Source organism: Mycobacterium sp. (genome assembly GCF_049281135.1).
Classification (GTDB): Bacteria; Actinomycetota; Actinomycetes; order Mycobacteriales; family Mycobacteriaceae; genus Mycobacterium.
On sequence record NZ_JBAPRN010000106.1, the window covers coordinates 1 to 5337 of the forward strand.

5 protein-coding genes and 1 pseudogene are annotated in these 5337 nt (G+C 68.0%); 5 read left to right on the top strand and 1 reads right to left on the bottom strand.

Annotated features, from left to right (window positions below):
- The 4 genes from dprA to WAN02_RS04305 all read left to right on the top strand — a co-directional run.
- Positions 1 to 751, top strand: a 751-nt coding sequence (dprA, locus tag WAN02_RS04290) for a DNA-processing protein DprA (protein ID WP_422262937.1), incomplete at its 5' end; no start/stop codon positions are given.
- 44 nt (positions 752 to 795) lie between these two features.
- A complete protein-coding gene (locus tag WAN02_RS04295) occupies positions 796 to 1644 on the top strand; it encodes a siderophore-interacting protein (RefSeq protein WP_422262938.1) in 849 nt (282 codons plus the stop codon).
- A gap of 39 nt (positions 1645 to 1683) precedes the next feature.
- Complete coding sequence (locus tag WAN02_RS04300) at positions 1684 to 2844, top strand: lactate 2-monooxygenase (protein ID WP_422262939.1); 1161 nt, start codon at positions 1684 to 1686, stop codon at positions 2842 to 2844.
- Positions 2845 to 2876: 32 nt separating this feature from the next.
- Positions 2877 to 3779 (top strand): tyrosine recombinase XerC, encoded by a 903-nt coding sequence (locus WAN02_RS04305; RefSeq protein ID WP_422262940.1) that lies wholly within the window; start codon positions 2877 to 2879, stop codon positions 3777 to 3779.
- Positions 3780 to 3905: 126 nt separating this feature from the next.
- On the opposite strand, the pseudogene WAN02_RS04310 reads toward WAN02_RS04305, so the two are convergent.
- Positions 3906 to 4349 (bottom strand): annotated as a pseudogene (locus WAN02_RS04310) (M23 family metallopeptidase); the annotation flags it as partial.
- Between the two features lie 296 nt (positions 4350 to 4645).
- On the opposite strand from WAN02_RS04310, the gene rpsB reads away from it, so the two are divergent.
- A partial coding sequence (gene rpsB / locus WAN02_RS04315; RefSeq protein WP_422262941.1) for a 30S ribosomal protein S2 occupies positions 4646 to 5337 on the top strand: 692 nt, incomplete at its 3' end.

Consider the following 5337-nt stretch of genomic DNA (forward strand, 5'->3'; position numbering starts at 1 on the left):
CACCAGTTACGGCGAGCAGGTGGTGGCGGATCTAGCGACCGGGTTGGCCGAGCGCGATGTCGCGGTGATCTCCGGCGGGGCGTACGGCATCGACGGCGCGGCCCACCGCGCGGCCCTGGCAGCCGACGGCGTTACCGTCGCGGTGCTGGCGGGTGGGCTTGACATTCCCTATCCCGCCGGGCATTCCGCGTTGTTGCATCGCATCGGCAGCGACGGGTTGCTGGTCACCGAATATCCGCCGGGGGTGCGGCCGGCCCGGCACCGGTTCTTGACCCGCAACCGATTGGTCGCCGCGTGCGCCGGGGCGGCGGTGGTGGTGGAGGCCGGTTTGCGCAGCGGCGCAGCCAACACCGCTGCCTGGGCGCGGGCGTTGGGCAGAGTCGTCGGCGCGGTGCCCGGGCCGGTGACTTCGTCGGCGTCGACCGGATGCCATGCGTTGCTGCGGGCGGGCGCCGAGGTGATCACTCGCACTGAGGACATCGTCGAGTTGGTCGGCAACATCGGCGAGCTGGCGTCAGAGGATGCTCGGCCGGCGACCCCGCTCGACGGTTTGGGCGACGAGGAGCGGTGGGTATACGAGGCGCTGCCCGGACGCGGAACCGCCAGCGTCGACGAGATCGCCGTCGCCGCTGCCCTCGAGCCCGCCCGGATCTTGGCGCCACTGGCGATGCTGGAAATCGCCGGGCTGGCCGAGCGTCACGACGGCTGCTGGCGCATCGTCCGGAATCGTGGGCAACCGCTGGGGCCGTGACGACTCGTATAGTCGATGGGTCAGCGCTCAACGAGAGGAACCAGGTGCCCGGTCGACCAGTGCACACCTTCGAAGTGGTTCGCACCGAACAACTCACGTCGCACATGATCCGGGTTGTATTGGGCGGCAACGGTTTCGACACCTTCACGCCGAGCGAGTTCACCGACTCCTACGTCAAGCTGGTGTTCGTGGCCGATGACGTCGACGTGGCGGGACTGGCGCAACCGTTGACGCTGGACTCTTTTGCGGAGTTGCCACCCGCCAAACAGCCGGTGGTGCGGACGATCACGGTTCGGCGCGCTGACCCGGCCGCGCGTGAGATCGCCGTCGACATCGCGGTGCACGGTGAGCACGGGACTGCCGGGCCGTGGGCTGCATCGGCAAAGCCCGGAGATCCGATGTATCTGATGGGACCGAGTGGGGCATACGCGCCCGACCCCGCGGCCGACTGGCACCTGCTGGTCGGCGATGAGACCGCGCTGCCGGCGATCAGCGTTGCGCTGGAAGCGTTGCCGGCCAATGCAATCGGCCAAGCCTTCATCGAGGTCGCCGAACCCGAGGACGAGATCCCGCTGATCGCCCCGGAAGGCGTGCAGATCAGCTGGATTCTCCGCGGTGGCCGAGCCGATCTGGTCGGTGAGGAGCGAGCCGGCGACCACTCGCCGCTCGTCGAAGCGGTCAAGACCGCACACTGGCTCCCCGGGCAGGTGCACGCCTTCGTGCACGGTGAAGCCCAGGCGGTCATGCACAACCTGCGGCCCTATATCCGCAAAGAGCATGGTGTCGACGCGAAGTGGGCGTCCATATCGGGTTACTGGCGGCGTGGCCGTACCGAAGAGACCTTCCGTCAATGGAAAAAGGAACTCGCCGCCGCCGAAGCGGGTAGCCAGTAGGGCCTCGTCAGCCCAAGCGCCGGCTGGCATGCTCATCGCATGGCATTCGGCGACTACCAGAACGAGATCTATTTCCAGGGCTTGGCCGGAGTCGTGCCCAAGCTGCCGATGATTTTCGCGGAGCTGGAAGCCAAGGCCGAAAAGGCTCTGCCTCCTTCGATCTGGTCGTATGTCGCCGGCGGGGCGGGTGACGAGCGCACGCAGCGGGCCAACTGTGAGGCGTTCCAGCAGTGGGGTCTGATCCCGCGGATGTTCGTCGGTGCCGCACAGCGGGATCTGTCGATCGACTTGTTCGGGCTGACGTTGCCGAGTCCGCTGTTCATGGCGCCGATCGGAGTGATCGCGTTGTGCGCGCAGGACGGCCACGGCGACTTGGCGACTGCGCGCGCGGCCGCCCGCACCGGAGTCCCCATGGTGATGTCGACGTTGACCGAAGACCCGCTCGAAGACGTCGCGGCCGAATTCGGCGACACCCCCGGGTTCTTCCAGCTCTACACCCCGACCGATCGTGACCTCGCCGCCAGCCTGGTGCATCGCGCCGAGGCGGCCGGCTTCAAAGGCATCGTCGTCACCCTGGACACCTGGGTCACCGGCTGGCGCCCGCGTGACCTGAGCACGTCGAATTTTCCGCAGCTGCGCGGAAAATGCCTGTCCAACTACACCAGTGACCCGGTTTTCCGCGCGAGCCTGGCGCAAAGCCCCGAAGAGAACCCGCAGGGCGCGGTGTTGCGCTGGATTCAGGTCTTCGGCAATCCACTGACGTGGGACGACCTGCCGTGGCTGCGCTCGCTGACCAAGCTGCCGCTGCTCGTCAAAGGCATCTGCCACCCTGACGATGCCCGTCGCGCCAGGGACGGTGGCGTCGACGGCATCTACTGCTCGACTCACGGCGGGCGGCAGGCCAACGGCGGGCTTCCCGCGCTGGATTGCCTGCCGGGCGTGGTGGAGGCCGCCGATGGTTTGCCCGTGCTGTTCGACTCTGGCGTGCGCAGCGGTGCCGACGTCGTCAAAGCCCTGGCGCTGGGTGCGACCGCGGTCGGGGTCGGACGGCCCTACGCCTACGGCCTGGCACTCGGCGGTGTCGACGGGATCGTGCACGTCCTGCGGTCGCTGCTGGCCGAAGCCGACCTGACGATGGCCGTCGACGGCTACCCGACGCTGAAAGATCTCACTCCGGACACCCTGCGGCGCGTCACCTGAGCCGGGCCGTCAGTCTCTGCGACCGTGAGGTGGTGGAGGCGATCCTCGATGAATTCGACAGCTACCTGGAGCTGCAACGCCTTCGCTCGGCGCATACCCGCCGCGCGTACCTGGGTGATCTGCGGTCGTTGTTCACGTTCCTCAGCGAGTGGGCGCCCGACACCGGCCTGCAAGGTTTGAGCCTGCCAATCCTGCGGTCGTGGTTGGCCGCCGGGGCAGGCGCCGGCGCGGCGCGGACCACGCTCGCGCGCCGTACGTCGGCGGTCAAGTCGTTCACCGCCTGGGCGGTGCGGCGTGGGCTGCTGGCCGAGGACCCAGCGACCCGGCTGCGGGTACCCAAGGCGCGACGGGCACTGCCCGCGGTGTTGCGGCAAGATCAGGCGCTTGCCGCCATGTCGGCTGCGAAATCCGGCTCTCAGCAAGGTGATCCGCTGGCCTTACGCGACCGATTGATCGTTGAGTTGCTCTATGCCACTGGCATCCGGGTCAGCGAGTTGTGTGGCCTGGACATCGACGACATCGACAACGCGCACCGGCTGCTGCGCGTGCTGGGTAAGGGCAACAAGCAGCGTAGCGTCCCGTTCGGGGAACCGGCCGCCGATGCGTTGCGCGCCTGGTTGGCCGACGGGCGCCCGGCCCTGGTTGCCGCGGAATCCGGGCCTGCCTTGTTGCTGGGGGCGCGGGGCCGGCGGCTGGACGTGCGACAGGCTCGCACCGTGGTGCACCAGACCATCGCCGCCGTCGATGGCGCCCCTGACATGGGACCGCACGGTTTGCGGCACAGCGCGGCCACCCACCTGCTCGAGGGCGGCGCTGATCTGCGCGTCGTACAGGAATTGCTGGGCCATTCCAGCTTGGCCACTACGCAGCTCTACACCCATGTGACGGTCGCGCGGCTGCGCGCGGTGCACGACCAAGCGCACCCGCGGGCCTGACCGAGGCCCGATGTGCCCGCCTGGTAGCGAAATTTCGGTCGGTTAGGGCGTCGGGCCCGACAAAGTCGCTCAGAGGTGGGCACAAAGCGTGCCCCGACCTGACTGGGACCGCTGTGACTATCGATGCAGCGGCTTCAGCCGCATTGGCGTGGACGCCAACAGCCCCAGTGGATCGACGTAGTCGGCGCGGGCGGCCGGACCCCACATCGCACCCCAATGCAAGCACGCCACGACCGGACAGCCCGGATGTCCGGCCAGCAATTCACCGATCGCCGTCCCCGCGGTCACCGATTGCCCGGGCCGTACCACGGCCCGGACCGGCTCGTAACTGGTGTGCAAACCGCCCGGGTGGGCCAGCGATACCAGCTCGCGACCGGCCAGCGTTCCGGCGTACACCACCGTCGCGGCGCCCGCGGCATAGACCGGCTGGCCAGGACTGCCCGCGAGGTCGACCCCGCGATGGCCGCGGTTCCAGTTCGGCGACGGGGCGTCGAAGGCCCGCATCACCGCCGGTGGCGGCCGTAGCGGCCACCGCAGGCGGCCCACATCGCCGCTGGCCGGGACTGCGCAGACCAGCGTCGCGGCCAGGATCGTCGCCGCCCATCGCATCTCGTCAGTTCACCGCGACGCCGGCAAACCGGCCAGCCAGCGCTGTGGACAAAGCACCTGGCCGAAGCGTGTAAACTCCTCTGCGCAGCCCGTAATTACGAGCTGACTTCGCGCGTCTGCATCGCGTCTCCCGTTCCACTAGGAGGTTCGCACCGCGTGCCGGCGGTCCCGTCCAACAGCGGGTCCGGCATCGCAGCAGCCGCCAGGGCCCGGCTTCACCCGTCGCTGGGCGACAACCGACACACAAAGGCATACGCATGGCCGTAGTAACCATGAAGCAGCTGCTTGACAGCGGCACGCACTTCGGGCATCAGACCCGTCGCTGGAACCCCAAGATGAAGCGGTTCATCTTCACCGACCGCAACGGCATTTACATCATCGATCTGCAGCAGACGCTGACCTTCATCGACAAGGCGTACGAGTTCGTCAAAGAGACCGTCGCCCATGGCGGCACGGTCTTGTTCGTCGGCACCAAGAAGCAGGCGCAGGAATCCATCGCCGACGAGGCGACCCGGGTGGGTATGCCGTACGTCAATCAGCGCTGGCTGGGTGGCATGCTGACCAACTTCCAGACCGTGCACAAGCGCCTGCAGCGGCTCAAGGAGCTCGAGGCGATGGAGCAGACCGGTGGCTTCGAGGGCCGCACCAAGAAGGAAATCCTGGGTCTGACCCGCGAGAAGAACAAGCTGGAGCGCAGCCTGGGCGGTATCCGGGACATGGCGAAGGTTCCGTCGGCGGTCTGGGTCGTCGACACCAACAAGGAGCACATCGCGGTCGGTGAGGCTCGCAAGCTGGGTATCCCGGTCATCGCGATCCTGGACACCAACTGCGACCCCGACCTGGTCGACTACCCGATCCCGGGCAACGACGACGCGATCCGCTCGGCGGCCCTGCTGACCAAGGTGATCGCCTCGGCGGTGGCCGAGGGGCTGCAGGCACGCGCCGGTGC